Annotated in this window: 20 protein-coding genes, 5 tRNA genes and 4 other RNA genes; 24 read left to right on the top strand and 5 right to left on the bottom strand. The window is 55.5% G+C overall.

The window, feature by feature from the left end:
- Position 1 precedes the first annotated feature (1 nt).
- The 13 genes from wzxE to JGC47_RS16175 all read left to right on the top strand — a co-directional run bounded on the left by wzxE (position 2) and on the right by JGC47_RS16175 (position 5,878).
- The gene (gene wzxE, locus JGC47_RS16235; RefSeq protein ID WP_004154920.1) at positions 2-1,252 is read left to right on the top strand and encodes a lipid III flippase WzxE; all 1,251 of its coding nucleotides are present in this window, start codon (positions 2-4) and stop codon (positions 1,250-1,252) included.
- Positions 1,249-2,325, top strand: coding sequence for a TDP-N-acetylfucosamine:lipid II N-acetylfucosaminyltransferase (locus JGC47_RS16230; RefSeq protein ID WP_004154921.1), 1,077 nt, complete (start codon positions 1,249-1,251; stop codon positions 2,323-2,325). Before wzxE ends, JGC47_RS16230 begins: the two co-directional genes overlap by 4 nt.
- Complete coding sequence (wzyE, locus tag JGC47_RS16225; protein ID WP_004154923.1) at positions 2,322-3,680, top strand: ECA oligosaccharide polymerase; 1,359 nt, start codon at positions 2,322-2,324, stop codon at positions 3,678-3,680. The genes JGC47_RS16230 and wzyE overlap by 4 nt, the downstream gene beginning before the upstream one ends.
- A 12-nt stretch (positions 3,681-3,692) precedes the next feature.
- On the top strand, positions 3,693-4,433 hold the full coding sequence (wecG, locus tag JGC47_RS16220; protein WP_004154924.1) for a lipopolysaccharide N-acetylmannosaminouronosyltransferase: 741 nt from the start codon (positions 3,693-3,695) through the stop codon (positions 4,431-4,433).
- A gap of 179 nt (positions 4,434-4,612) precedes the next feature.
- Positions 4,613-4,689 (top strand) — tRNA-Arg (locus tag JGC47_RS16215).
- A gap of 75 nt (positions 4,690-4,764) precedes the next feature.
- A tRNA-His gene (locus JGC47_RS16210) sits at positions 4,765-4,840 on the top strand.
- A 13-nt stretch (positions 4,841-4,853) separates the two neighbouring features.
- Positions 4,854-4,940 (top strand) — tRNA-Leu (locus JGC47_RS16205).
- Positions 4,941-4,968: 28 nt separating this feature from the next.
- Positions 4,969-5,045 (top strand) — tRNA-Pro (locus tag JGC47_RS16200).
- Between the two features lie 31 nt (positions 5,046-5,076).
- Positions 5,077-5,202: non-coding RNA, RtT sRNA (locus JGC47_RS16195), on the top strand.
- A 128-nt stretch (positions 5,203-5,330) separates the two neighbouring features.
- Positions 5,331-5,407: transfer RNA gene (locus JGC47_RS16190), tRNA-Pro, on the top strand.
- 31 nt (positions 5,408-5,438) lie between these two features.
- Positions 5,439-5,564, top strand: a non-coding RNA gene (locus JGC47_RS16185) — RtT sRNA.
- A gap of 31 nt (positions 5,565-5,595) precedes the next feature.
- Positions 5,596-5,721, top strand: a non-coding RNA gene (locus JGC47_RS16180) — RtT sRNA.
- Positions 5,722-5,752: 31 nt separating this feature from the next.
- A non-coding RNA gene (locus JGC47_RS16175) (RtT sRNA) lies at positions 5,753-5,878 on the top strand.
- A 1,037-nt stretch (positions 5,879-6,915) separates the two neighbouring features.
- On the opposite strand, the gene hemY is transcribed toward JGC47_RS16175, so the two are convergent.
- The 4 genes from hemY to hemC all read right to left on the bottom strand — a co-directional run bounded on the left by hemY (position 6,916) and on the right by hemC (position 11,072).
- Complete coding sequence (hemY, locus tag JGC47_RS16170) at positions 6,916-8,106, bottom strand: protoheme IX biogenesis protein HemY (RefSeq protein WP_004154926.1); 1,191 nt, start codon at positions 8,104-8,106, stop codon at positions 6,916-6,918.
- A 2-nt stretch (positions 8,107-8,108) separates the two neighbouring features.
- Positions 8,109-9,248 (bottom strand): uroporphyrinogen-III C-methyltransferase, encoded by a 1,140-nt coding sequence (gene hemX / locus JGC47_RS16165; RefSeq protein WP_004154927.1) that lies wholly within the window; start codon positions 9,246-9,248, stop codon positions 8,109-8,111.
- A gap of 148 nt (positions 9,249-9,396) precedes the next feature.
- Positions 9,397-10,134 carry a uroporphyrinogen-III synthase gene (hemD, locus tag JGC47_RS16160; protein WP_004154928.1) on the bottom strand — a complete coding sequence of 246 codons (738 nt, stop codon included), beginning with the start codon at positions 10,132-10,134 and terminating at the stop codon, positions 9,397-9,399.
- Positions 10,131-11,072: a hydroxymethylbilane synthase gene (hemC, locus tag JGC47_RS16155; protein ID WP_004154929.1), complete on the bottom strand. Its 942-nt coding sequence runs from the start codon at positions 11,070-11,072 to the stop codon at positions 10,131-10,133. Before hemC ends, hemD begins: the two co-directional genes overlap by 4 nt.
- Positions 11,073-11,364: 292 nt before the next feature.
- On the opposite strand from hemC, the gene JGC47_RS16150 reads away from it, so the two are divergent.
- From JGC47_RS16150 to corA, 9 genes are all read left to right on the top strand, one after another.
- On the top strand, positions 11,365-13,920 hold the full coding sequence (locus JGC47_RS16150; protein WP_013035762.1) for a class I adenylate cyclase: 2,556 nt from the start codon (positions 11,365-11,367) through the stop codon (positions 13,918-13,920).
- A 104-nt stretch (positions 13,921-14,024) separates the two neighbouring features.
- The gene (lptM, locus tag JGC47_RS16145) at positions 14,025-14,225 is read left to right on the top strand and encodes an LPS translocon maturation chaperone LptM (protein ID WP_013035763.1); all 201 of its coding nucleotides are present in this window, start codon (positions 14,025-14,027) and stop codon (positions 14,223-14,225) included.
- Between the two features lie 27 nt (positions 14,226-14,252).
- The gene (gene dapF / locus JGC47_RS16140) at positions 14,253-15,077 is read left to right on the top strand and encodes a diaminopimelate epimerase (protein WP_004154932.1); all 825 of its coding nucleotides are present in this window, start codon (positions 14,253-14,255) and stop codon (positions 15,075-15,077) included.
- Positions 15,074-15,784: a DUF484 domain-containing protein gene (locus JGC47_RS16135; protein WP_004154933.1), complete on the top strand. Its 711-nt coding sequence runs from the start codon at positions 15,074-15,076 to the stop codon at positions 15,782-15,784. Before dapF ends, JGC47_RS16135 begins: the two co-directional genes overlap by 4 nt.
- A complete protein-coding gene (gene xerC, locus JGC47_RS16130; RefSeq protein ID WP_004154934.1) occupies positions 15,781-16,689 on the top strand; it encodes a tyrosine recombinase XerC in 909 nt (302 codons plus the stop codon). Before JGC47_RS16135 ends, xerC begins: the two co-directional genes overlap by 4 nt.
- On the top strand, positions 16,689-17,405 hold the full coding sequence (gene yigB / locus JGC47_RS16125) for a 5-amino-6-(5-phospho-D-ribitylamino)uracil phosphatase YigB (RefSeq protein ID WP_004154935.1): 717 nt from the start codon (positions 16,689-16,691) through the stop codon (positions 17,403-17,405). Before xerC ends, yigB begins: the two co-directional genes overlap by 1 nt.
- Positions 17,406-17,462: 57 nt before the next feature.
- Complete coding sequence (uvrD, locus tag JGC47_RS16120; RefSeq protein WP_013035764.1) at positions 17,463-19,625, top strand: DNA helicase II; 2,163 nt, start codon at positions 17,463-17,465, stop codon at positions 19,623-19,625.
- 93 nt (positions 19,626-19,718) lie between these two features.
- Positions 19,719-19,775 (top strand): YsgD/CorL family protein, encoded by a 57-nt coding sequence (ysgD, locus tag JGC47_RS18070; protein WP_349842145.1) that lies wholly within the window; start codon positions 19,719-19,721, stop codon positions 19,773-19,775.
- A 149-nt stretch (positions 19,776-19,924) separates the two neighbouring features.
- Positions 19,925-20,884 (top strand): magnesium/cobalt transporter CorA, encoded by a 960-nt coding sequence (gene corA, locus JGC47_RS16115; RefSeq protein ID WP_004154937.1) that lies wholly within the window; start codon positions 19,925-19,927, stop codon positions 20,882-20,884.
- Between the two features lie 19 nt (positions 20,885-20,903).
- Here corA and JGC47_RS16110 read toward each other — a convergent pair whose 3' ends face one another.
- Positions 20,904-21,374 carry a thioesterase family protein gene (locus JGC47_RS16110; RefSeq protein WP_004154939.1) on the bottom strand — a complete coding sequence of 157 codons (471 nt, stop codon included), beginning with the start codon at positions 21,372-21,374 and terminating at the stop codon, positions 20,904-20,906.
- 172 nt (positions 21,375-21,546) lie between these two features.
- On the opposite strand from JGC47_RS16110, the gene pldA reads away from it, so the two are divergent.
- Both pldA and recQ read left to right on the top strand, forming a co-directional pair.
- Positions 21,547-22,425 carry a phospholipase A gene (gene pldA, locus JGC47_RS16105; RefSeq protein WP_004154940.1) on the top strand — a complete coding sequence of 293 codons (879 nt, stop codon included), beginning with the start codon at positions 21,547-21,549 and terminating at the stop codon, positions 22,423-22,425.
- A gap of 62 nt (positions 22,426-22,487) precedes the next feature.
- Positions 22,488-24,320, top strand: a complete 1,833-nt coding sequence (recQ, locus tag JGC47_RS16100) for an ATP-dependent DNA helicase RecQ (RefSeq protein ID WP_004154941.1) — start codon at positions 22,488-22,490, stop codon at positions 24,318-24,320.
- Positions 24,321-24,350: the final 30 nt, after the last annotated feature.

The raw sequence follows: 24,350 nt of genomic DNA, 5'->3' as shown, positions 1-24,350 counted from the left end.
TATGTCACTGGCCAAGGCGTCAGCGTGGACAGCGGCTTCCACGCTGGTAAAAATTGTCGCCGGACTGCTGGTGGTGAAGATGCTGGCGGTTTCTTACGGGCCTGGCGGGGTTGGGCAAGCGGGGAATTTCCGTCAGCTGATTACCGTGCTGGGGGTGCTGGCCGGAGCCGGCATCTTCAACGGCGTCACTAAATACGTGGCGCAGTATCAGCAGCAGCCCACGCAGCTGCGGGCGGTTGTTGGTACCGCATCATCAATGGTGCTGGGTTTTTCGTTGATTCTGGCGCTGATATTTCTGTTGTTTGCTGCGCCAGTCAGTCGGGCGCTGTTCGGCCATGCGCAGTATCAGCAGGTGATCCGCATCGTCGCGTTTCTGCAAATGGGCATCGCCTGGGCCAATCTGGCGCTGGCGATCATGAAAGGCTACCGTGACGCTGCCGGTAACGCTATTGCCCTGATTGTCGGTAGCCTGATTGGCGTGGCCGCATGGTTTGTCTGCTACTGGCTGGGCGGCTACAGCGGTGCGCTGGTCGGGTTGGCTATGGTGCCTGCACTGGTGGTGGTGCCAGCCTTTGTCTTGCTGGCGCGGCGCGGCCGTCTGCCGATGAACTCTCTGTTACCCTGCTGGCAGCCGGAGTTGGCTCGCTGCCTGGGCAAATTTACCCTGATGGCATTAATCACTGCCGCCACGTTGCCCGTTGCCTGGATGATGATGCGTAATCTGCTGGCGCAGCACGCCGGTTGGCAGCAGGTAGGACTGTGGCAGGGGGTCAGCAGCATCTCGGATGCCTGGCTGCAGTTTATTACCGCTTCGTTCAGCGTCTGGCTGCTGCCAACGCTGGCGCGGCTGCAACATAAAGCGGATATTACGCGGGAAATCGTCAAGGCTCTGCGCGTTGTGTTACCGGTAGTGACCGCGGCGAGCCTTGCCGTCTGGCTGCTACGTGATTTTGCCATCTGGCTGCTGTTCTCCAGCGAATTTCACGCCATGCGCGATCTGTTTGTCTGGCAGCTGATCGGCGATGTGCTGAAAGTCGGCTGTTACGTTTTTGGTTATCTGGTGATCGCAAAAGCCTCACTGCGTTTTTACCTGCTAACGGAAGTGAGCCAGTTTGTCCTGCTTAGCGCATTTTCCCGCTGGCTGATCCCGCTGCATGGCGCAGCCGGCGCGGCTCAGGCTTATATGGCGACCTATATCGCTTACTTTGCACTCTGTGCTGGCGTATTTATCATCTATCGTAGAAGAGTATGACCACAGTAATTCATCTTTTAGGCGCTGATATCCCGCATCATAACCAGACGGTGCTGGGTTTCTTCGATCGGACCCTGTACCACGAGGTGCCCACGGCGGCGGCGCGTCAGTTCTGGCTGGTCAGTGGGCAGCCAGAACGGGCAGAACAGTTTCCCCGGTTGCATATCCGCGTCTTTGCCGACAAAGCGGCGCTGGCCAGCGCCGTCATCGATGCCGGTTGCCAGCAGCGCGAGCTACGCTTCTTCTGCCACGGTCAGTTTAATCCACGCCTGTGGCTGGCCCTGCTGTCTGGCAAGCTCAGGCGCAACCAGGTTTACTGGCATATCTGGGGTGCCGATCTGTATGAAGATGCGGCCGGGCTAAAATTCCGCCTGTTTTACCTGATGCGTCGCCTGGCGCAAAAACGCGTGGCGCATGTGTTCGCCACGCGTGGCGATATCCACCGTTTTCACCAGCGCAACCCGCAGATCCCGGCCTCATTACTCTACTTTCCTACCCGCCTGGCACAGCATGCAGTGACCAGCGAGCAGCCGGCGGGGCCATTAACGATCCTGCTTGGCAATTCGGGGGACGCCAGCAATCGCCATATTCAGGCCCTGCAGCAGATCCAACGGCAGTTTGGCTCAGAGATTAAGGTGGTCGTGCCGTTGGGATATCCGCTTAATAACGAAGCCTATATCCAGCGCGTGCGAGCAGTCGCTGACGATCTGTTTGCGCCCGGAACCGTGCAGCTGCTCACGGAGAAGCTGGCGTTCAGTGATTATCTGCAGCTGCTTTCCCGCTGCCATCTGGGCTACTTCCTGTTTCAACGTCAGCAAGGGATCGGCACGCTCTGCCTGCTGATGCAGGCGAATGTGCCTTTTGTAGTGAGTCGCAAAAACCCGTTCTGGCGGGATTTGGTCGAACAGCAGGTGCCGGTGCTGTTCACCAGCGACAGGCTGGACGTGGCCACGATAGGTGAGGCCCGCCGTCAGATGCAGCTGCTGGATAAAAGACACATCGCTTTCTTCGAACCGGGTTATCTGGCGGGCTGGCGACAGGCACTGCGTCTGGCAGAAGGAGATAACGCATGACGTTATTACAGTTCGCCGGCCTGCTGCTGGTCTGGCTGGTGTGCTGCGGTTTTATCCTCACGCTGACCTGGCGTGAATTCCGCCGCGTGCGCTTTAACTTTAATGTGTTCTTCTCAATGCTGTTTTTGCTGACTTTTTTCTTCGGCTTCCCGCTGACGAGCCTGCTGGTGTTCGCTTTTGATGTTGAGGTAGTCCCCGCGGAGTATCTGCTACAGGCGCTGCTGTCGGCAGGCTGTTTTTATGCTGTCTACTACGTCACCTACAAAACGCGTTTGCGTGCACGCCATCGCGCCCCGTCGCGTCCGGCATTTACCATTAATCGCATTGAAGCGCACCTGAGCTGGGCGATCATGGCGCTGGTGGCATTAGGCACCCTGAGCGTGTTCTTTCTGCACAATGGCTTCCTGCTGTTCAGACTGCACAGTTACAGTCAGATCTTCTCCGCTGACGTCTCCGGCGTGGCGTTGAAACGTTTTTTCTATTTCTTCATGCCAGCCATGCTGGTTATCTATTTTCTCAAGCAGGATGTTCGCAGCTGGCTGCTGTTCCTGGTCGGCACCGTGGCGTTTGGCCTGTTAACCTACACCATCGTCGGCGGTACGCGCGCCAACATAATTATTGCCTTCGCCCTGTTTCTGTTTATCGGCATTATTCGTGGCTGGATAACACTCTGGATGCTGGCCCTGGCGGGCGTTGGTGCAATTGTCGCGATGTTCTGGCTGGCGCTGAAGCGATATAACCTTGACGTCAGCGGATCACAGGCATTTTACACGTTCCTCTATCTGACGCGCGATACCTTCTCGCCGTGGGAAAACCTTGGTCTGCTGCTGCAAAACTACGACAAAATAGACTTCCAGGGACTGGCTCCGATCTGGCGTGATTTCTACGTGTTCATCCCGGGCTGGTTGTGGCATGAAAGACCTTCTGTGGTCCTCAACAGCGCCAACTATTTTACCTGGGAAGTGCTGGATAATCATTCGGGCCTGGCCATTTCTCCCACGCTGATTGGATCGCTGGTGGTGATGGGCGGCGCGCTGTTTATTCTGCCGGGCGCTATTACTGTTGGACTGATTATCAAATGGTTTGACTGGCTGTATGAAAAAGGTCGTCGTGAACATAACCGTTATAAAGCGGCTATCCTGCAAAGTTTTTGCTTCGGCGCGGTATTTAATATGATTGTGCTGGCGCGTGAGGGATTAGATGCGTTTGCTTCTCGCGTGGTCTTTTTTTGCATTATCTTTGCCGCCTGTGTGCTGGTGGCGAAACTGCTTTACTGGTTGCTCGACAGTGCAGGACTGGTGCGCGCGCGCGCCATGCCCAGCCCGCTTTCGGCCCGGTCGTCAACATTATCTTGAAGGGAACGATTGATGAGTGCCTCTCTAACCGTGCCGCAATATCAGATTCGCGGTTTAACCTTGACAGGCTTTGCCGATATGGCGCAGTTTGTGGATTACCTCAATCAGCATGGAGAGCTGAAAAAAGGCACGTTGGTAGCAATTAATGCTGAAAAAGTGCTGGCCGCTGAAGCCGACCCCGCCGTTTATCAACTGCTAAACGAGGCAGAATACAAATACGCCGACGGTATCAGCATTGTACGCTCCATCCGTAAGAAATATCCGCAGGCAAAGGTGTCACGCATTGCCGGTGCCGATCTGTGGGCGGCGCTGATGAAGCGTGCCGGACGTGAAGGCACGCCGGTATTTCTGGTCGGGGGGCGGCCTGAAATCCTCGCGCAGACGGCAGATAAGCTCATCAAACAGTGGCAGGTCAATATTGTCGGCTCTCAGGATGGTTTTTTCGCCCCGGGAGAGCGCGAAGCGCTGTTTGCGCGCATCAAAGCCAGCGGCGCTAAGCTTGTCACTGTGGCTATGGGGTCGCCACGCCAGGAGATCCTGATGCAGGAATGCAAGGCTGTTTACCCGCAGGCGCTGTATATGGGCGTAGGCGGAACCTATGACGTTTATACCGGGCAGGTCAAACGAGCGCCTGAGGTTTGGCAAAAAATGGGGCTGGAATGGTTGTACCGACTTATTTTGCAGCCGTCACGCCTTGGTCGTCAGCTAAAATTGCTTAAATACCTTAACTATCACCGGCGCGGCGATCTTTAACCGGCGACGTATTTTGTTCGCCAGAAATCGTATGGCCCCTGTTTTCGCAGCAAAAAGGCACAAAAACGCTGCGAGTTTAGACGTAATGCACAAAGCGTAAGCAAACGCGTTCTTTTGTGAAAAAAGCACTGGACAGGTAAGGCTCTCATCCGTAGTATGCACATCCGCAACGGCGCTACGCGCCCGTAGCTCAGCTGGATAGAGCGCTGCCCTCCGGAGGCAGAGGTCTCAGGTTCGAATCCTGTCGGGCGCGCCATTAACTTTGTGCGCAAGAGCTGCGGTGGTAACATTTACCGCGTTAGTAAGAAGTGAAGTTGTTCTGGTAGTTGTGGTGGCTATAGCTCAGTTGGTAGAGCCCTGGATTGTGATTCCAGTTGTCGTGGGTTCGAGTCCCATTAGCCACCCCAGATTTTGTTGTATGCGAAGGTGGCGGAATTGGTAGACGCGCTAGCTTCAGGTGTTAGTGTCTTAACGGACGTGAGGGTTCAAGTCCCTCTCTTCGCACCACAACATCGTCAGCGTTAAATGCAGTTTTCGGCGAGTAGCGCAGCTTGGTAGCGCAACTGGTTTGGGACCAGTGGGTCGGAGGTTCGAATCCTCTCTCGCCGACCAATTTTGACAACCTGCTGTTAAAAGCGGGTTGTGCACACCGAAAGGTTGCAGGATGAGAACCTCCGAAGGAGGTTTGAGCCGAGCGAAGCGAGACAACGTTGCTTTAGCAACGGCCCGAAGGGCGGCTCGAAGAGCCGTAATCCTCTCTCGCCGACCAATTTTGACAACCTGCTGGTAAAAGCGGGTTGTGTATAAAGATCAATAAACCTGCAGTTGCGGGTTTTTTGCTTAAACCGGAAGGGTTTTAGCAAAGATAAGAAAAGTAGTGGCAATAAAAGAAGTATTCGGCGAGTAGCGCAGCTTGGTAGCGCAACTGGTTTGGGACCAGTGGGTCGGAGGTTCGAATCCTCTCTCGCCGACCATTTCAGAAACCTGCTTGAAAAAGCAGGTTTTTTTTCGTCTGAAGCTAACAGGATGAGAACCTCCGAAGGAGGTTTGAGCCGAGCGAAGCGAGACAACGTTGCTTCAGCAACGGCCCGAAGGGCGGCTCGAGGAGCCGTAATCCTCTCTCGCCGACCATTTCAGAAACCTGCTTAAAAAAGCAGGTTTTTTTTCGTCTGAAGCTAACAGGATGAGAACCTCCGAAGGAGGTTCGAGCCGAGCGAAGCGAGACAACGTTGCTTCAGCAACGGCCCGAAGGGCGGCTCGAAGAGCCGTAATCCTCTCTCGCCGACCAATTCAGAAACCTGCCTGAAAAAGCAGGTTTTTTTTCGTCTGAAGTTAACAGGATGAGAACCTCCGAAGGAGGTTTGAGCCGAGCGAAGCGAGACAACGTTGCTTCAGCAACGGCCCGAAGGGCGGCTCGAAGAGCCGTAATCCTCTCTCGCCGACCATTTCAGAAACCTGCCTGAAAAACAGGTTTTTTTTCGTCTCAGGTTAACAGGCCAAGCCAGAAACGAATAAAGGCGGGATGGTAATTCCCCCGCCTTTATTCAGGTTTCTTCAGCCTTTACGGGCATCCGTTCAGCTGCTTGATGGCAACGATCATCTGCAATGTAACGAGGACAACCTCCAACGTGACAAGAATAGTAGCCAGGCTTATCACTTGGGCTACCTCCTTTCAAAGAGAGCCATACGCCGGTTATGCCTTTGGGTTTTCCTCCCGGTGCGCATCCTGTTGACAGACACAATCAGCATGGTTCCTGAAAGCGACCCCCCATCGTCACTGAACAGATAAAAAACCGGCAGATAATGCCGGTTTTTTTTCGCCGCCATCCAAACGCTGTATCAATCAAAGCGGTGTCTGAACGTGGGAACCGGGTGATCTTCTTGCCACAGGAATACTTAGCCGGTGAAACAGATCGCAATGGTCAGGCTTTATCGGCGCTGTTGATAAAGCGATGATACGGATTGTCGCCGTTTGCAGACGTATAACGTACTGATTTAAAAATGTTTTACTAAAATGTTTGCGATGTGTCTTTCGCTGGCGACGCATCCGGCATCCTTCCGTTATCTTCTGGTGTCAGTGAACTTAGCCAGTGAGAGCTGTTTGAAAATAAATAACAGGAAAATCATTGAGGTAGAAATTTTCTGCCAGAGTTACCGATATGGCACGTCATGTGCAGTGACATACCTGTAGATGCTCATTCCATCTCTTATGTGGGCGCAAGCGGCATAAACCGGGGAATGACGCAGAGCCATTACGGTACCTGTTGTCCAACCAGCCAATATGGTTCACGCCTTATTGGATTATCGGACAAAACGTTGAGTCGGGTACCCATCGGTTGTCTTGACCGACCTGATATTGACACCTGCCAACCGGCAGGTTTTTTTTCGTCGGTTTATAGCAGCATAAGCCCTGGCTATCTGCGATAGGATTGTGAACACAAAAAAGCCGGGCTATGCCCGGCGTGGTGAAATCCTTGATGACTCAGGGATTGTTTTTTAACGTCAGTAGCAGGCCATCGCGCCGCATGGTGGCGGCCTCTTCCGGCTTGTGCTGTCGGTCGAGCGTATCGGCCAGCCATGCATAGTCGAAAGCGTCCGGGCGCTGTTGCAACGCGGCGCGGAAGGCTTCGCCGGCCAGCTCCCACTCTCCGTGCTGCATCAACAGCTGCCCCAGCGTACTGTGCAACAGCGGCGTGGCACCGTGTTGCTTAATCTGCTGACGCAACGCTTTTTCCAGCTGTTGCGGATTGCCGGTTTTCAGTCGGGGCATCAGCAGCACCAGGCGCTCATCAAAGTGACGTTTCAACCCCTCCAGCACGATTGTCTGCGCGGTATCGTGATCGTCACAGACGATGAGATGGTCAGCCATCGCTACCTGCAGCGCGGTTTCATTGCGCGTTTTTCGACTTAGATTTTGCCACCAGCGCTTCAGGCCGTCGCTGCCCTGGTCGGCCATGGCCTGGTTCATCAGGCCAAGCCAGCACTGCTGTTGCAGTTCAAGGCGATGAGTGGCATCACCTAACTGGATCTTCTCCATGGCAGGCAGAATGTTCAGTAGAGCACCCCAGGCTTGAGTACGCATGTAAGCCTGTTCCGCCAGCCGAAGCACTTCAGGATGGCGCGGTGCGATCTCCAACAGGCGATCGATGCCGTGGCGTGCCGCATGATCTTCGTTACGTGCCAGCTGAATGCGCACGCGGGTGATCTCAACCGGCAGTGAGTCATTGTCATTCAGTTCGCTGGCACGATCCAGATGCTGGTTAGCGCGTGTTTCATCACCGCGCTGCTGCGCGGCTTCTGCCGCCAGCAGGTAGTTCACCATTGGCTGTTCGGCGTGGTCAGCATGGCGCGACAGCAGTTTCTCAACCTGCTTATAGTCGCCCTCAGCCAGTTTCACCAGCGCGGCGTTAGTCTGCTTACGTGCACTGCGTCTTTTGCGGCCGGTAAACCAGCCACGGGTGCGGGCGCCGGTGCGAAATAGCCGACGCAGCAGCCATTCAATCGCCAGAATGATGACCAGAGATAGCAACAGAATGATCGCCAGGCCGGTGACGCTGGTTTCAATATTCCAGTTATCGGTCTGGATCAGCACATAGCCCTGATGACCGGCAATCATCGGCCCTACGACCACGCCGGCAATCAACAGCAGAAATAACAGCAGAACTTTTAACATGATTAGTCTCCCTGTCCTGGCTGCGAGGTGGCAGCAGCGGCAGGCTGTGCAAGGAGATTGCGCACGCGTGTCTGCATCAGTTTGTCGACAATAGGCTGACTGATCAGTGTTTCGGGTACATCCATCGAGATACTCTGCTGGCTCAGGTCATCTAACTGATCGAGGTAAGCTTTGGTGTTCGCATCGCTGGTATCGTACCAGGCGCGTATCCACGCAGAGACGGTGTCGATCGACTGTTTGTAGATTTCATCCTGATGACGAGGCACCGCCTGAGCGGCGATTAACAGACGTGAACGGATGTTCTCACGCAGATAAACATCCTGATTCGGTGCCAGCAGGGGTTCGGCAGTAGCATCACGGCGGCGAATGGTAATGAAATCATCCATAAAGTTATGCCAGCTTTTCACCAGGTTCTGACGCCATTCACGCAAAGAGGAGGAGAGCGCACCGCTGTCGGCATCCATCGGCTCATCATCGCTGTCGTTATCAGCAAGACGCAGATTATCGATACCGTTAGATAGCTGATTCAGCTTGAGAATGACGCCGTCATAGTCAACCTGACTGAGAGCGGAAAGCGTGCTGATGTCCTGGGCCAGCGCACGGCGTGCGCCGATCATGCTGGGGTCGTTCATCTCTGCCAGGCTGGCATCGGCGCTTTTCAGCAGGGCGGCAGCGCTGGTGACATCCCGGTCGCTCCACAGCTTGCGTCCGGCCATTTTCACCAGATAGTCGGCTTGCGCCAGCATCCACGTCTGGGCATCGCTGCCTGAAATGGAGGCGACTTTCTGCTTCAGCTCATCCAATTGCTGGTTCATGGCGGCCTGCTGCTGACGTGCCGTATCAAGGGCGCTGGTTTGCGCCGTTAGCTTCTCCATAAGGGATTGCTTATCACTGATCGACTGCTGCTGTAGCTCTGCGATCTGTGCTGCCAGCGTCTGACTGGCAGCAGTCTGAAGTTGCGCCTGATGTTTTCCATACATGTAGAGACCCGCGCCCACCGCCAGAGCGATGGCGATGGCGATCACGCCAGGCACCACGCCACTGCGCCGGGTTTCAGGCGGCGGCTGTGGTTGACTGGTCGAGGTTTCAACCGCTGGAGTGGTCTCTTCAACCATGGCGGAGGAAGCTTTGTGTTCCGTCATAATGGCTAATCCCATATTTTAAGTAAAAAAGCCTTATTCTTTCGTGTTACTGGCGCATTGACTGCTTTTTTCCCCAATCGAATGAGGTCATTGTCGGCGATCCGCTCAGTTCTCGCTTATCTGCTGCACGAAATGGTTAAGGGCATAATTATAGCGCGCGTAACAGCGCATCGTTATCGGCACCGTCGGCGACATCAACGTTCGCCCACCCAAGCTTTCGCGCCAGAGTGGCCAGGCGTTCACTGACGACCACCAGCCGACAGTGCAGTAGCCATTCATCCCGATCGACATCGGGGAATAGTGAATAAAGCTGTTGCAACATTTCACCGCTGGTTACGACCAGCGTATCAATACCCTGGTTGCGCCAGCGCCGGCCCTCTTCCGCACCGTGATAATACTTTGCCCGCCGTTGGTAGCATTCAATAAACTCTACCTGAGCGCCCCGGCTAAGCAAAGTTTCTGCCAGTAATTCACGCCCACCGTTGCCGCGCAGAATTAAAGCACGCTTGCCCGCTACGGCCTGCAAAGCCGGAAGCTGGATCAGTATTTCACTGGTTTCCCGTTCATGCGGCCAGGAAACGTCATGCCCGCTGGCGGCATGAAACGCCAGCCCTGTACTGCGCCCTATTGCATAATAGTCCAGGCTGGCAGACCAGGGAGAATCTTCAGCGGTAAACGTGGGCCGGGCAAAATGAATGACGTGCTGTGACAAAATAAACACCAGGTCTCTTGCCTTCAGCGCCTTCAGGCGTTCGGGCAGAATATCCAGCTGTTTGCCCGGGGCAAACTCTATCAGCGGGAACGCCCAGGCAACACTCCCCCGCTGACGCAGACGGCTAACCAACTGATCGGCTGCCGGCAACGGGCGGGTGACCAGAATGCTCATGCTGGCGGATTTCCCTGATAAACGGCGGCGAGAATGTCGCGCGCGCCATTATCCAGCAGCTCTTCGGCCAGTGAGATGCCCATTTTTTCGGCATCCGCTCGCGAACCACGGCGTTCGCCGCGTACCATCTGGCTACCGTCCGGTGAGCCAACTAACCCACGCAGCCACAGTCGATCTCCCTCCAGCAGTGCATAACTGCCGATAGGCACCTGACAACCGCCCTCCAGACGGGTATTCATGGCACGTTCTGCGCTAACCCGGCAGGCGGTATCATCGTGATTCAACGCAGCGAGTAAACCGATCGTGCGCATATCATCGAGACGGCATTCAATACCGACCGCGCCCTGGCCAACGGCGGGCAGTGACTCTTCAGCAGGCATCACCTGACGGATACGACCGCTCAGGCCCAGTCGTTTTAACCCGGCGACGGCTAATATAATGGCATCATATTCTCCCGCATCCAGTTTACCGAGACGGGTCCCCACATTCCCACGCAGGGAGTGGATGACCAGATCCGGGCGGCGGGCGCTAAGCTGACACTGACGCCGCAGGCTGGATGTGCCAACAATTGCGCCCGCTGGCAGTGAGTCTACCGATGCATAGTGATTTGAAACAAATGCATCGTGTGGGTCGTCACGCTCGCAGATAGCGACCAGTCCCAGCCCTTGCGGGAAGGCAACCGGGACATCTTTCATTGAGTGCACGGCAATGTCTGCATGACCCGACAGCATGGCATTTTCCAGTTCTTTCACGAACAGCCCTTTGCCGCCCACTTTTGCCAGTGGCGTATCAAGGATCACATCTCCACGCGTCACCATCGGCACCAGCTCAACGCGTAGCCGCGGATGACAGTCGATTAAACGCTGTTGCACATATTTAGCCTGCCATAGAGCTAGCGGACTTTTCCTGGTGGCAATTCTTAAAATTTTGTCTGACATGCTCGATACCGTTTTGATCGTTCATTGATAATCCTATCATTGAACCGGGAATGCTGTCAGTTTAACGGCGGTGAGGGTGGTATTGCGCGAGTTTGAACGTAAAATGTGCTAGACTAGCTGGTAGCGTAACTTTCTCTTTGGTCAATCTGACGGGCGTTAGATTGATCACGTTTCCAGCCATAATTTGTATCACTATTTTTACAGCAAACGGCAGATTTCGGAAACCGAACTTTTTTATACCTGCGTTATTCACCAACGGGGTATAGGCACTGGGATAATCAGGCGAGACGTCTTGTACCTCTACATAGAGACACTGAAACAGAGACTGGATGCCATCAATCAGCTGCGCGTTGACCGCGCTTTGGCTGCGATGGGACCTGTATTCCAACAGGTTTACAGTCTGCTGCCAACCTTATTACATTATCATCATCCATTGATGCCCGGTTATCTGGAAGGTAACGTTCCACACGGCATCAGCTTTTACACGCCTGATGAAAGCCAACTCTCTTATCTTCACGGTTTGGAAGGACAATCCGGCTTCGACGCTGCCGTTCCTCCGCACGGCGAAATGCCTGTTACCGGCGTATATTCAATGGGCAGCACCTCTTCCGTTGGGCAAAACGCCACTTCCGATCTTGATATCTGGGTCTGCCACCAGTCATGGCTGGACAATGACGAACGTCTGAGCCTGCAAAAAAAATGTATTCTGCTGCAAAACTGGTGTGAGGAAATGGGCGTTGAGGTCAGTTTCTTCCTGATCGATGAAAATCGCTTCCGCCACAATGAAAGCGGTAGCCTTGGCGGGGAAGATTGTGGATCAACACAACATATTTTGTTGCTTGATGAGTTTTACCGCACGGCTGTCCGCATGGCGGGCAAACGTATTCTGTGGAATATGGTGCCGCGTGAGGAAGAGGATCATTACGACGACTATGTGATGTCGTTGTATCAGCGTGGGGTATTAACGCCTAACGAGTGGCTGGATCTCGGCGGTCTCGGTACGCTATCGGCAGAAGAGTATTTTGGTGCCAGCCTGTGGCAGCTGTATAAAAGTATCGACTCGCCGTACAAAGCGGTGTTGAAAACCCTGCTGCTTGAAGCGTATTCCTGGGAGTACCCTGACACGCGCCTGTTGGCGATGGACATTAAACAGCGCCTGCATGATGGAGAAATTGTTTCTTACGGCCTTGATCCTTACTGCATGATGCTTGAACGGGTTACCCGTTATCTCATCGGCATTGATGACCATGCCCGCCTCGACCTGGTACGGCGCTGTTTCTATCTGAAAGTCTGCGAGAAGCTGTCGCTGGCCACAGAAAATAACGGCTGGCGGCGCGAAATTCTCAGTCAGCTGGTGCAGGAGTGGGGCTGGGATAAGCAGCGCCTTGCCATGCTTGACAGCCGTGCCGACTGGAAAATCGGGCAGGTACGCGAAGCGCACAACGAGTTGCTGGATGCGATGATGCAGAGCTATCGCAATCTGATCCGCTTCGCCCGGCGCAATAATCTTAGCGTCAGCGCCAGCCCGCAGGATATTGGCGTGCTGACGCGCAAACTCTACGCCGCGTTCGAAGCGCTGCCGGGCAAAGTGACGCTGCTTAATCCGCAGATATCGCCCGATCTCTCTGAAGCAGATCTCACCTTTATCCATGTGCCAAATGGCCGGGCAAACCGTGCGGGCTGGTATCTGTATAACCAGTCTCCGCACATGAATTCAATTATCAGCCATCAGCCACTCGAATATAACCGCTATCTGAATAAGCTGGTGGCATGGGCGTGGTTCAACGGTTTGCTGACCAGTAAAACGCGCCTGCATATCAAAGGTAATGAGAGCTGCGATCTTGCCCGCCTGCAGGAACTGGTGGCAGATGTGACACATCATTTTCCCGTGCGCCTTACAGCGCCAACGGCGAAAGCGCTCTACAGCCCGTGTGAAATTCGCCATCTGGCCATTATCATCAACCTGGAAGTTGACCCGACGGCAGCCTTCCGCAACCAGGTGGTGCATTTCGATTTTCGTAAGCTGGACGTATTCAGCTTCGGCCAGCAGCAGCAATGTCTGGTGGGCAGCGTTGATCTGCTGTACCGCAACTCATGGAATGAAGTGCGTACCCTGCATTTCAGCGGCGAGCAGTCGATGATTGAAGCGTTGAAAACGATCCTTGGCAAAATGCATCAGGATGCCTCGCCGCCGGATTCGGTCGACGTATTTTGCTACAGCCAACATCTGCGTGGGTTGATTCGCACCCGCGTGCAGCAGCTGGTATCAGAGTGTGTTGAACTGCGTCTGTCCAGCACGCGCCAGGAGCCGGGCCGTTTCAAAGCGTTACGCGTGGCGGGCCAGACCTGGGGGCTGTTCTTTGAGCGCCTCAGCGTCTCGGTACAGAAACTTGAGAACGCGGTGGAGTTCTACGGCGCTATCTCGAATAATAAGCTGCACGGGCTGTCGCTGAAGGTAGAAAGCGATCAGGCCCGGCTGCCGGCGGCGGTTAATGGCTACGCCAGTGAAGGGATTATTCAGTTCTTCTTTGAAGATACCCGTAACGATCACGGCTTCAATATCTATATTCTCGATGAAACAAATCGTGTTGAGGTTTATCACCATTGCGAGGGGAGTAAAGAGGAGCTGGTGCGCGACGTCAGCCGCTTCTATTCTTCTACCCACGATCGTTTCACCTACGGTTCGAGCTTCATCAATTTCAACCTGCCGCAGTTTTATCAGATTGTGCAGGTCGATGAGCGCTGCCAGGTGATCCCTTTTCGCAGCCAGGCCATGACGCAACTGGGCGCCACTTTGCCGGACGGTGCTGCCGGGGAAGACAGTACCCACCGCTACCAGATGCATTAGCATTCATCACTTCCCGCCAGCTCAGATTCGCTTTTCCTGTTGCTTTTCGGACTTCAGCTGCGATGATAGGCGGCATCAACAGATCGAAGATGAGCAGAATGAGAATGAAGAACAGAATTTGCCAGCTGGCGTTAATCATCACTGTCACCAGCCTGGCGGGATGTGGTTTAAAAGGCCCGCTTTATTTTCCGAATCATGAGCAGTCCGGGCCGAAAACCATCCGGACAGCGCCATCGACGCAATCCGGCAGCAATGCACAACAGTCTGCGACCGCTAAAGGCCAGAGTGCGCAACCGATTCAGTAAATTATGACGCACCCGGCGGAGCAGAAAATGCAGTTCTCGAAAATGCACGGTCTTGGCAATGACTTCATGGTGGTTGATGCCGTCACGCAAAATGTCTATTTCTCTCCAGAGCTGATCCGTCGTCTGGCCGATCGCCATCTGGGGATCGGCTTCGATCAGTTACTGATCGTCGAACCACCTTACGACCCCGAGCTTGATTTTCACTATCGTATCTTCAATGCTGACGGCAGCGAAGTGGCGCAGTGCGGCAACGGCGCGCGCTGCTTTGCCCGTTTTGTCCGGCTTAAGGGCCTGACGAATAAAAGCGAGATCCGCGTCAGCACCCAGTCTGGCAGGATGATACTGAGCGTGACTCAGGATGAGCTGGTATGCGTGAATATGGGCGAGCCGGGTTTCGAGCCACAGCAGATACCGTTCCGCGCCAACAAAGCGGAAAACATCTATCTGATGCGGGCCGTTGAACAAACCGTCATGTGCGGGGTGGTATCAATGGGTAATCCGCACTGCGTCATACAGGTTGATAACGTCAAAACTGCGGCAGTTGAAACACTGGGCCCGGTACTGGAAAGCCATGAGCGTTTCCCGGAGCGGGTAAACGTGGGCTTTATGGAAGTGATGCATCGTGAACATATTCGTCTGCGCGTCTATGAACGTGGTGCTGGTGAAACTCAGGCCTGTGGTAGCGGGGCTTGCGCGGCGGTGGCGGTGGGTATTCAGCAGGGGTTGCTGGCAGAAAAAGTGCGGGTCGACTTGCCTGGCGGTTCGCTGAATATCGCCTGGAAAGGGCCAGGGCACCCGCTGTTTATGACCGGTCCCGCCACTCACGTTTATGACGGATTTATCCATTTATGAAACAGGTTGGAGAACACGCACAGGACGCTGAAACCATTTTGCTGAACGACAGCATCGTCAGTGATTTTCTGTGCCAAAACCCAGACTTTTTTATGCGTAATGCGCGCCAGGTCGAGCAGATGTTGATCCCGCACCCGGTGCGTGGCACGGTATCGCTGGTCGAATGGCAGCTGAAACGTCAGCGTCATCATATCCAGCAGCTGGAAGAAGAGATCACGTTGTTGATGGAGCAGGCCAGCGCCAATCAACAGCTGTTCGAACGTCTGCTCGCCTTGCAGGGGCTGCTGGCCTCGGCTTCCAGCCTGCATGATATGCTTAACAGACTGCATCGCTGGGCGCGTGAATTTGGCTTGGCGGGAGCCAACATCCGCTTATTCAGTGAGAAATGGCGTATCGGCGCTCCTTCTGATTTCACCCAGCTGGCATTGTCGCGCCAGGAGTTTGAGCCGTTGCGCATTCAGCGGCTGGGTAAGCAGAATCACTACTTAGGCCCTTTGAATGGCCCCGAACTGCTGCTGCTGCTGCCGCAAGCTAAAGCGATCGGCTCAGTGGCGGTGTCGCTGCTGGGCGAAGAGGGCGATCTCGGCGTACTGATTTTCAGCAGTCGTGACAGCCAGCATTATCAGGCTGGCATGGGAACGGTGCTGTTACAGCATCTGTCGCTGATGTTGCCGCAGCTGCTGTCGCGCTGGATTGAACGCGAGTGAACAGCGAATCCCCTCTGCTGACCGCCACAGAGGGCTTTCTGCGCTATCTGAAGGTGGAACGTCAGCTCAGTCCGCTTACCCAGGTCAACTATCGCCGCCAGCTTAGCGCCATCATTGTCCTGCTCGACGAGTTAAAAGTTGTTGAGTGGGCGCGGCTGGATGCGTCGCTGGTGCGCTCTCTGGCTGCACGCAGTACCCGCAGCGGATTGAAACCCGCCAGCCTCGCGCTGCGCCTTTCGGCATTACGCAGCTTTCTTGACTGGCTGGTGAGCCAGGGCGCGATCAAAGCCAACCCGGCGAAAGGCGTGGCAACGCCGCGTGCGGCACGCCACCTGCCGAAAAATATCGATGTCGATGAAGTTAACCGCCTGCTGGAAATTGATCTCAATGATCCGCTGGCGGTGCGCGATCGCGCAATGCTGGAAGCGATGTACGGGGCCGGGCTGCGCTTATCCGAACTGGTGGGCATTGACCTCGGCCATCTCGATCTGGCGTCCGGCGAGGTATGGGTTATCGGTAAGGGAAGTAAAGAGCGCCGCCTGCCGATGGGGCGTACCGCCGTGCACTGGGTTGAAAACTGGCTGGCAATGCGCGAACTGTTTGAGCCGCAAGACAACGCCCTGTTCCTGTCAAATCAGGGGAAGCGCATCTCGACGCGTAATGTGCAAAAACGCTTTGCCGAATGGGGGGTGAAGCAGGGCGTGTCGAGCCATATTCACCCGCATAAACTGCGTCATTCGTTTGCCACACATATGCTGGAATCCAGCGGCGATCTGCGCGCGGTGCAAGAGCTGCTTGGCCATGCAAACCTCACGACCACGCAGATCTATACCCATCTTGACTTTCAACACCTGGCATCGGTTTACGATGCTGCCCATCCCCGTGCGAAACGAGGAAAATCCTGATGCACTTTTACCGATCGCTGCGTCCTGTCGCGGCCATGACCTTCGACCTCGACGATACCCTGTATGATAATCATCCGGTGATCCGCCGCACCACGCAGGCCTCTCACGCCGCGTTGCAGGCGCATCATCCGGCGTTACAGGACTTTAGCGTGCAGCAGTATCAGCAGGTGCGTGAACGGCTGCTGGCCGCCGAGCCGGAAATTTACCACGATGTGACTGAATGGCGGCGTCGCGCCGTTGAACAATCTATGCGGGAAGTCGGCATACCGTTAGCGCAGGCCGTCAGCGGTGCGCGTGAAGTCATGGGCGTTTTCGCCCACTGGCGTAGCCAGATTGACGTGCCCGCAGAGACGCACAGCACGCTGGCGGCGCTGGCGGCACGTATTCCACTGGTGGCGATCACTAACGGTAATGCGGAACCTCATCTGTGCGGGCTGGATCAATACTTCCGGTTTATATTACGTGCCGGGCCGGATGGCCGCGCCAAGCCTTATCAGGACATGTATCACCGCGCCGCTGAACGCCTGAAACTGCGGCCTGAGCAAGTCCTGCATATCGGCGACGATCTGACCACCGATGTGGCTGGTGCAATACGTTCCGGGATGCAGGCGTGCTGGATTAACCCGTGTGAAAGGAGTCTGATGCACGTTGATGATTCCCGCCTGCTGCCCACGCTGGAAATTTCGCAGTTGGCATCGCTCACTGCGCTGATATAATAACCTGGTTATTTAACCAGTGGAGCGGTCTGACGCTCCCGATCCCCGATGGTGCCTATGGACGTTTCTGACCTGCTCGATAGCTTGAATGACAAACAACGTGAAGCCGTGGCCGCGCCGCGCAGTAATCTGCTGGTGCTGGCCGGAGCAGGCAGTGGTAAAACGCGCGTGCTGGTGCACCGCATTGCCTGGCTGATGGAGGTAGAAAACTGTTCGCCGCATTCGATCATGGCGGTGACCTTCACCAATAAGGCGGCGGCGGAAATGCGCCATCGTATTGAGCAGCTGATCGGCACCCGCCAGGGCGGGATGTGGATCGGCACCTTCCACGGGCTTGCGCATCGCTTGCTGCGTGCGCACCATCTCGATGCCAGACTGCCGCAGGACTTCCAGATCCTTGACAGTGAAGACCAGCTGCGCCTGCTGAAACGCCTGATTAAGGCGATGAATCTGGATGAGAAGCAGTGGCCGGCCCGTCAGGGGATGTGGTACATCAACGGCAAGAAAGACGAAGGCTTGCGCCCGATGCATATCGAAAGCTACGGCAACCCGATTGAGCAAACCTGGCTGCGTATTTACCAGGCCTACCAGGAGGCGTGCGATCGCGCCGGGCTGGTGGACTTCGCCGAGCTGCTGCTGCGCGCCCACGAGCTGTGGCTGAACAAACCGCATATCCTTAACCACTATCGTGAAAGGTTCACCAACATCCTGGTAGACGAGTTCCAGGATACCAACAATATCCAGTACGCCTGGATCCGCATGCTGGCCGGTGACACGGGGAAAGTGATCATCGTTGGTGACGACGATCAGTCGATTTACGGCTGGCGGGGCGCGCAGGTGGAAAATATTCAGCGCTTCCTGCAGGACTTCCCGGCGGCAGAAACCATACGCCTTGAGCAGAACTATCGTTCGACCAACAATATCCTCAAAGCCGCGAATACCCTGATTGCCAACAATAATGGTCGTCTGGGCAAAGAGCTGTGGACTGAAGACAGCGACGGCGAGCCAATCGCGATTTACTGCGCCTTTAACGAGCTGGATGAAGCGCGTTTTGTCGTCAATCGTATCAAGGTATGGATGGAAAAGGGCGGCGCGCTAAACGACTGCGCCATCCTGTACCGCAGCAACGCCCAGTCGCGCGTGCTGGAAGAAGCGCTGTTACAAACCAGCATGCCGTACCGTATTTATGGCGGTATGCGCTTCTTCGAACGCCAGGAAATCAAGGATTCTCTCGCCTATTTGCGCCTGATCTCCAACCGTAATGACGATGCGGCCTTTGAGCGCGTGGTGAATACCCCGACGCGCGGTATCGGCGACCGCACGCTTGATGTGGTGCGCCAGACGGCGCGTGAGCGCCAGCTAACCTTATGGCAAACCGCCCGGGCGCTGCTGCAGGAAAAAGCGCTGGCCGGGCGTGCGGCTTCCGCTTTGCAACGCTTCACCGAACTGGTGGACTCGCTGGCACAGGAAACCAGCGACATGCCGCTGCACGTTCAGACGGATCGAGTGATCAAAGACTCCGGCCTGTGGCTGATGTATGAGCAGGAGAAAGGCGAGAAGGGCCAGGCGCGTATCGAAAACCTTGAAGAACTGGTCAATGCCACCCGCCAGTACAGCTATCAGGATGAGGATGAAGACCTGATGCCGCTGCAGGCATTCTTGTCTCATGCCGCGCTGGAAGCGGGGGAAGGCCAGGCCGATAAGTGGCAGGATGCCGTGCAGCTGATGACCATGCACGCTGCAAAGGGGCTTGAGTTTATGCAGGTGTTTATCGTCGGCATGGAAGAAGGCATGTTTCCCAGCCAGATGTCGCTTGAAGAGGGCGGACGGCTGGAAGAAGAGCGCCGTCTTGCCTATGTCGGCGTGACGCGGGCGATGCAGAAACTGACGCTGACCTACGCCGAAACCCGGCGGCTGTATGGTAAGGAAGTCTATCACCGGCCGTCGCGCTTTATTGGCGAACTGCCGGTGGAGTGCGTGGAAGAGGTGCGGCTGCGCGCCAGCGTCAGTCGGCCGGTCAGTCATCAGCGCATGGGCACGCCGGTGGCGAAAAACGACAGCGGTTTTACCCTTGGCCAGCGGGTGCATCATGCGAAATTTGGCGAAGGCACCATCGTCAATCTGGAGGGCAGCGGCGAGCACAGCCGTTTGCAGGTGGCGTTCCAGGGCCAGGGCATTAAATGGCTGGTCGCCGCGTATGCCAAACTGGAAGCGATGTGAAGCCGGGGAGGGCGTTCAGGCTTGCTGTTGGCTTGACGCCTTTTTCGTCTCGGCGTAACATGCGCCCACTATTATCCTGAGAGGACATCCGCCTTGGACACACCCAGTAGATACTGGCTCACTGACCTGGACAACAGGTACAACTCCTAAGGCTATCCTCCATTACCGATAGCCTTCGTGGTTGTTGGCGATGCTATTTCCCCCTTCGCTGTGAGTCCTTTCCTATCGCTGACTGAAACGCATGTTTCCCGTGTTCAAGCGCTTTGTGCCAATAATCACCGCGAATTGGGAATACAGCTATGCTAAGCGCATTTAAACTGGAAAAAAGCCGTCTGACCCGCCTTGAACTGGATGATGCCGATGCCAGAGACGATCTGAGCGATTCCGTCTGGGTTGACCTGATCGAGCCGGAAGAAGCCGAGCGCGCACGCGTGCAGGACGAACTGGGCCAGGTGCTGGCCACCAGCCCGGAGCTGGAGGACATCGAAGCCTCCGCGCGTTTCTTTGAAGATGAGGATGGCCTGCACATCCACTCCTTTTTCTTTTATCAAGATGCAGAGGATCATGCCGGTAACTCAACGGTGGCCTTTACTATCCGCGAAGGGCGTCTTTATACACTGCGTGAGCGTGAGCTGCCGGCGTTTCGCCTGTACCGCATGCGCGCCCGTAGTCAGACCCTGATCGACGGCAATGCCTATGAGCTGTTGCTGGATCTGTTCGAAACCAAAATAGAACAGCTGGCGGATGAGATCGAAACCGTCTACAGCGACCTGGAAAAACTTAGCCGGGTGATTATGGAAGGGAAGCAGGGTGATGAATTTGATGACGCCCTGTCGACGCTGGCCGGGCAGGAGGATGTCGGCTGGAAGGTACGCCTGTGCCTGATGGACACCCAGCGTGCGCTGAACTTCCTGGTACGTAAGGCGCGGTTGCCGGGCAATCAGCTGGAGCAGGCGCGTGAGGTTCTGCGCGATATCGAATCCCTGCTGCCGCACAATGAGTCGCTGTTCCAGAAGGTCAACTTCCTGATGCAGGCGGCGATGGGCTTTATCAATATTGAGCAAAGCCGCATCATCAAGATCTTCTCGGTGGTATCGGTGGTGTTTCTGCCGCCAACGCTGGTGGCGTCAAGCTACGGCATGAACTTCGAGTTTATGCCAGAGCTGAAGTGGAGCCTGGGTTATCCGGCGGCGATTGTCCTGATGATCCTCGCCGGGCTGGCACCTTATGCCTACTTTAAGCGGAAAAACTGGCTGTAAACCACCCGCAGCAGCGTCGTCAACCGACCAGATAAGTGGCGCTGGCGCTGGCAATATGTACGCCAGCGTCATTATGCAGCTCTACTCTGGCAACGGAAATCTTGTTTCCTCCGCGCAGCAGGCTACTGCTGGCAATAAAGCGTTCCCCGCGTCCGGGCCGCAGATAATCCACCCGCAGATCGATGGTGCCCATGCGCGCCAGGCGCTGGCGCAGCTCGTCTTCATAAATGACCTGTTGGCGGGTCAAAGCGCCGCTGACGCACACCAGCCCGGCGGCCACATCCAGCACGGAGGCGATAACGCCACCGTGCAAAATGGCCTGTGCCGCATTGCCGACCAGCCGGGGCTGATTAACCAGACTCAGCTGGGCGAAGTCGGATTCAAGGCGGTCAAGTTCCACACCGAGCGCACGATTAAACGGCATATCATAAACAAAAATCTTGCCAAGCAAACGGCGCGCGGCCGCTGGTTCTAATGTCAGCGCGGACATGATAACGGATTCCTTTGAACGCGATCAGCGAAAAAAAGTGAAAAGGTAGCCTTATTTTATGCTTGATTATCCGTACTTGCTGCTTTCGGAAATCTGCACTCATGTAATAAGAATTTTCTGTGTAGAATGACGTGTTTTGAACCATTTTATCAGTTTCTGCCGGGAGAAAATTATGGCTCTGCTGAAAGGATTGTCGGCAACAACATTGCTGTTGCCGACGTTAGTAATGGCACAGGAAGCCTCGATCAAAGAGGTGCATGACAGTACCGCAGTGCCTGGCAGTATTATCGCCAACCTGTTGGAAAAACATGACAACCCCTTCGTGATGTATCCTTACGAAAGTAATTATCTGCTGTATACCGATACCAGCAATCTGAATAAGGAAGCGATCCAGTCCTACAGCTGGAGCGATAAAGCTAAGCACGATGAGGTGAAATTTCAACTGAGCCTGGCTTTCCCGCTGTGGCGCGGTATTGTTGGCGATAACTCGGTGCTGGCCGCTTCCTATACCCAGAAATCCTGGTGGCAGCTTTCTAATCGCGGTGCATCTTCACCGTTCCGCGAAACCGATTATGAACCGCAGATCTTCCTTGGCTGGGCCACGGATTACCGGTTTGCCGGCTGGACATTACGTGATGTCGAAACCGGTTTCAATCATCAGTCTAACGGCCGTTCTGAACCGACCTCACGCAGCTGGAACCGGGTCTATGCGCGTCTGATGGCTGAAAACGGTCACTGGCTGGTGGAAGTCAAACCCTGGTACCGTATTCCAGAAAGTGAAAATAATGATGATAACCCGGATATCACCAGGTACATGGGGTATTATCGCCTGACGGTGGGCTACCAGTGGGGTGACAGTATCTTCAGCCTGAAGAGCAACTACAACTGGAACAGCGGCTACGGCGGTGCCGAGCTGGGCTGGAGCTATCCCCTGACTGAGCATGTGCGCTTTTACACCCAGGTGTTCAGCGGGTACGGGGAGTCTCTGATCGACTACAACCATCGCCAAACGCGCGTTGGTGTCGGCGTAACGCTCAACGACCTGTTCTGAGGTCACAGCAACCGGGTGGAGCTGCCCGGTTGAATTTATGTCATTGCAGATATGGGGACAATGTGTCTACGGCAGCAGTCATCAATAACGAAGCGCTGGCAGACCAGGTATTGCGTGATACCTTCGGCTATCAGCAGTTTCGCCCGGGACAACAAACCATCATCCAGGAATCGCTGAACGGGCGTGACTGCCTGGTGGTGATGCCAACCGGTGGGGGCAAATCGCTCTGCTATCAAATTCCGGCGCTGGTGCGTCAGGGACTGACGCTGGTGGTGTCACCGCTGATCTCGCTGATGAAAGACCAGGTCGATCAGCTGCTGGCCAACGGGGTAGCGGCGGCCTGTCTCAATTCGACGCAAAATCGTGAAGAACAGCAGAACGTGATGGCAGGCTGCCGCAGCGGAAAAGTGCGTTTGCTCTACATTGCTCCTGAACGCCTGATGATGGACAACTTCCTTGAGCAGCTGACGCACTGCAACCCGGCGATGCTGGCGGTGGATGAAGCCCACTGTATCTCGCAGTGGGGCCATGATTTCCGCCCGGAATATGGCGCTTTGGGCCAGCTGCGTCAGCGGCTGCCTGACGTCCCGGTGATGGCGTTAACGGCGACAGCGGATGAGACCACCCGCAACGATATTGCCCGCCTGTTACAGCTTAATGACCCGCTGATCCAGATCAGCAGTTTCGACCGGCCGAATATTCGCTACACGCTGGTGGAGAAATTTAAGCCGACCGAACAGCTGCTGCGCTACGTTCAGGACCAGCGCGGCAAGTGTGGCATTATTTACTGCAACAGCCGGGCGAAAGTTGAAGATACCGCTGCCCGCCTGCAAAGCCGTGGTTTGAGCGTCGGGGCTTATCACGCCGGAATGGATAACGCGCACCGCGCCCAGGTGCAGGAAGCCTTTCAGCGCGACGACCTGCAAATTGTGGTGGCGACGGTGGCATTTGGGATGGGCATCAACAAACCCAACGTGCGCTTTGTGGTTCATTTCGATATCCCGCGCAATATCGAGTCCTATTACCAGGAAACCGGCCGTGCCGGGCGCGATGGCCTGCCTGCTGAAGCCCTGCTGCTGTACGATCCGGCCGATATGGCCTGGCTGCGCCGCTGTCTGGAGGAGAAAAAACAGGGGCCACTGCAGGATATTGAACGTCATAAGCTGAATGCGATGGGGGCCTTTGCCGAGGCACAGACCTGCCGACGTCTGGTGCTGCTGAACTATTTCGGTGAAGGGCGTCAGCAGGCGTGCGATAACTGCGATATTTGCCTGGATCCGCCGCGTCGCTACGATGGCCTGGTCGAAGCGCAAAAAGCGCTTTCCTGCATCTATCGCGTCGGCCAGCGCTTTGGCATGGGCTATATCGTTGAGATCTTGCGCGGTGCCAACAACCAGCGTATTCGCGATATGCAGCACGATAAGCTGCCGGTTTACGGCATCGGGCGCGATCAAAACCATGAACACTGGACCAGCGTGCTGCGCCAGCTGATCCACCTCGGTTTGGTGACGCAGAATATCGCTATGTACTCGGCTCTGCAATTAACCGAAGCCGCCCGTCCGGTGCTGCGCGGTGAAGTGTCCCTGTTGCTGGCCGTGCCGCGCCTGGTCAGTGTGAAAACACGCGGCAGCAGCCAGAAATCCTTCGGCGGCAACTACGATCGCAAGCTGTTTGCCAAATTGCGCAAACTGCGCAAAGCGATTGCCGATGAAGACAACCTCCCGCCCTACGTGGTGTTTAACGACGCGACGCTGATTGAAATGGCGGAGCAGATGCCGATCACCGCATCAGAGATGCTGAGCGTTAACGGCGTCGGGCACAAAAAACTGGAGCGCTTTGGCAAGCCGTTCCTGTTGATGATAAAGGAACATATCGACGGCGGTGATGACGAATAATCTCCGCGCCGCCGCTCACGCAAAAGCAGG

This window comes from Erwinia amylovora, assembly GCF_017161565.1.
GTDB classification, from domain to species: domain Bacteria; phylum Pseudomonadota; class Gammaproteobacteria; order Enterobacterales; family Enterobacteriaceae; genus Erwinia; species Erwinia amylovora.
This window is presented reverse-complemented; position numbering and strand designations above follow the sequence as displayed.